This is a genomic window from Microbacterium sp. zg.Y909, from assembly GCF_024626565.1.
The window spans coordinates 1-1,081 of sequence record NZ_JANJFJ010000575.1 but is presented as its reverse complement, the minus strand read 5'-3'; the positions used below and the strand labels follow the sequence as shown (position 1 = coordinate 1,081).

The window sequence follows — 1,081 nt, the reverse complement described above, 5'->3', positions numbered from 1 at the left end:
AGCTCGAGCAGCTCGTCGTGCGTGGGGGCGTCGTCGGTCACCTTCGACAGCGACCGGCGACGCCGCATCGCGTCGCGTGCGGTCACGCCTGCTGTTCCGGCGTGAACTGCAGCGCGAGCGAGTTCATGCAGTAGCGGTCGCCGGTGGGCGTGCCGAATCCGTCGGGGAACACGTGCCCCAGGTGCGAGCCGCAGTTGGCGCAGCGCACCTCGGTGCGCACCATCCCGTGGCTCGAGTCGTCGAGCAGTTCGACCGCTTCGGGCCGCACCGACTCGTAGAAGCTCGGCCAGCCGCAGTGCGAGTCGAACTTGGTTCCGCTCTGGAACAGCTCCGCGCCGCACGCCGCACAGGCGTACAGCCCCGCCCGGCTCTCATCGAGCAGCTCACCTGTCCAGGGGCGTTCGGTCCCCGCCTGCCGCAGCACCGCGTACTGCTCCGGGCCCAGCTCCTCGCGCCACTCGTCTTCGCTCTTGTTCACCGCGTACGTCATGTCTCTCCTTCGTCACTTCATTCAACCCGACGCAGGGCGGGAGTGTTCCGCTCGCGCAGAATGAAGGGATGACGAGTACTGCGGATGCCGCATCCACGGTGCGCGAACGCTACGCGCGGTTCGCGCGCGACGAGGCGCCCGGCCGGTCCGAGGTGTACCGGGAGTGGTCCGCCGGCGTCGCGGGCGACCCCGACATGCAGCAGCTGCTCGCACGCATCGCGCCTGCCCGCCGCCAGCCGCCGCTCGTCTTCGCCGTCACGCGACTGCTCGGAGCGCCCGAGGCGGGGTACGCGACCTGGGCCGCGTGGACGGGCGCCCACGCCGACGCGGTGGTCGCCGAGTGCGACCGGCGGAGCGTGCAGACGAACGAGCCGCTGCGGTGCGCGGCGCTGCTGCCGGCCCTCGCCCTGGTGCCCGGCCCGATCGCGCTGCTCGAGGTGGGCGCCAGTGCCGGGCTCTGCCTGTACCCCGACCGGTACGGCTACCGGTACCAGCGGGCCGACGGCGACGAGGTGGTGCTCGAGCCCGCCGACGGGGCGTCACCGGTGACGCTCACGAGCGAACTGCGGGGCGACCGGATGCCGCCGCTGG

The 1,081-nt window shown here is 72.2% G+C and carries 2 protein-coding genes; one reads left to right on the top strand and one right to left on the bottom strand.

Annotation, left to right across the window (positions count from 1 at the left end):
- Window positions 1–82: 82 nt before the first annotated feature.
- Complete coding sequence (gene msrB / locus NQ160_RS23020) at window positions 83–490, bottom strand: peptide-methionine (R)-S-oxide reductase MsrB (RefSeq protein ID WP_257517340.1); 408 nt, start codon at window positions 488–490, stop codon at window positions 83–85.
- Between the two features lie 68 nt (window positions 491–558).
- Here msrB and NQ160_RS23015 point away from each other — a divergent pair.
- A partial coding sequence (locus NQ160_RS23015; protein WP_257517339.1) for a DUF2332 domain-containing protein occupies window positions 559–1,081 on the top strand: 523 nt, incomplete at its 3' end.